This window comes from Streptomyces sparsus, from assembly GCF_054776295.1.
The window spans coordinates 1-1,777 of the sequence record NZ_BAAHCA010000962.1 but is presented as its reverse complement, the minus strand read 5'-3'; the positions used below and the strand labels follow the sequence as shown (position 1 = coordinate 1,777).

The window sequence follows — 1,777 nt, the reverse complement described above, 5'->3', positions numbered from 1 at the left end:
TCCGAGCCGACCTGCCCGGCCTCACCGATCTCGCCGCCCGCCGCGGCACCACCCGCGTCCTCACCCAGGCCCGCCGCCTGGCCGCAGCGCTGGCCGTCCCACCCAAGGAGGCCGCCGCCCCCGCCTGAGAGTGATGACGTGAGTGGTGGTTCCGCCCGTGACGGTGAGCTGACGGCCGTCCGGCTTCGCCGAACGCCCCCTGGGAGCCGCCCACGGCGGCGGGGGCGCTCGGCGTGCCACTGTCGGTCGGCTGGAGTTCAGCCGGCGTTCGCCCGGGCGCGCAAGGCTGACCGCGGACGCACACCGGCCCAGCGCAGGGGAGAAGCGATGCCGCTCAGTCGTAGGCAGTTCGCCGCAGGATCCGCCGTCGCCGGCGCGGGCATCGCGCTCACCGGCACCGTGGGCGCGTTGACCGGCGCACCGGGCGCGGTCGCCGGTGGGCGCCCGCCCCTGGGTTACGGACCGCTGCTGCCCGACCCCCGCGCCGCGCTGGCGCTGCCGGCCGGATTCTCCTACCGGGTACTGGCGGAGACCGGCCGCACCCGGCTGGAGACGGGTGAGCCGGCGCCCTTCAAGCCCGATGGCACCGGTTGCTTCGCCGGGACCCGCGGAGCCGACGTGCTGGTCGTCAACCACGAGCTCAAGGGGCCGCACGGGGACTGGGAGCACCCGGTGCCGCGCGCCGACGGCTTCGTCTACGACCCGGCCGCCGCGGGCGGCTGCACCGTGCTCGAGGTCGAGCGGCGCGGTGGGTTCGTGGGGCAACGGGTGGGCATCGCCGGCACGTCCACCAACTGCGCGGGCGGTACCACCCCGTGGGGCACCTGGCTGACCTGCGAGGAGAACTCCGACCGCGCGGGCGAGAACGGCATGACCCGGGACCACGGTTATGTCTTCGAGGTCGACCCGCACGACTTCCGGGCCAACCGCGATCCCCGTCCGATCAAGGCACTCGGCCGCTTCGACCACGAGGCCGTGGTGGTGGACCCGCGGCGCGGACACCTCTACCTGACCGAGGACGACAAGCAGCCCAACGGCCTGTTCTACCGCTGGGCACCGCCGCGGGGATTCCGGCACGGCCGGGGCCGGCTGCGCACGCTCGCCGACGACGCGGGCACGCTCCAGACCATGAAGTGCTTCGACTCCGGCGGCCGGTTCGTCCCCGACCTCTCCCGTGCGACCCGCGCCGGTGTCGTCTACGGCGTCGACTGGGTCGACGTGGCGGACCGGGACGCCCGGGAGGTGCCGATCCGCAGCCAGTTCACGGACAGCGCCGTGACGCGGGGGCGGAAGCTGGAAGGCATGTGGTGGGGCGACGGCGGCGCCTACTTCGTCTCCTCCTACGCCCGGGACGAGGCCGTCGGCGGCCAACCGCACGACGGCCAGGTGTGGTTCTACGACCCGGGCCGGCGCACCATCACGCTGAAGGTGCTGCTGCAGGTCAACCCGGACCCGGCCGACGGCGGGCTGGACGGCCCGGACAACATCACCGTCTCGCCGCACGGCGGACTGATCATCGCGGAGGACGGCGAGGGGCTCCAGCACCTCTTCGGGGCGACCGACGACGGCCGCACCTACCCGCTGGCCCGGCACGAGGTGAACTCCGGCACCGAAGCCGAGCCGGAGTACCAGGAGTTCACCGGCGTCTGCTTCTCACCGGACGGCCGCACGCTCTACGCCCACATCCAGGAACCGGGTATCACCTGCGCGATCACCGGCCCCTGGCAGCGCCGGCACTGACGCCGGCCGGGTCCGCCGCCCGTCCGCGGGCGGCGGA

General features: G+C 74.3%; 1 protein-coding gene. It reads left to right on the top strand.

The annotated features are described in order from the left end of the window. Positions 1 to 327 precede the first annotated feature (327 nt). Positions 328 to 1,740: an alkaline phosphatase PhoX gene (locus ACYVE9_RS25355; RefSeq protein WP_461030226.1), complete on the top strand. Its 1,413-nt coding sequence runs from the start codon at positions 328 to 330 to the stop codon at positions 1,738 to 1,740. Positions 1,741 to 1,777 lie beyond the last annotated feature (37 nt).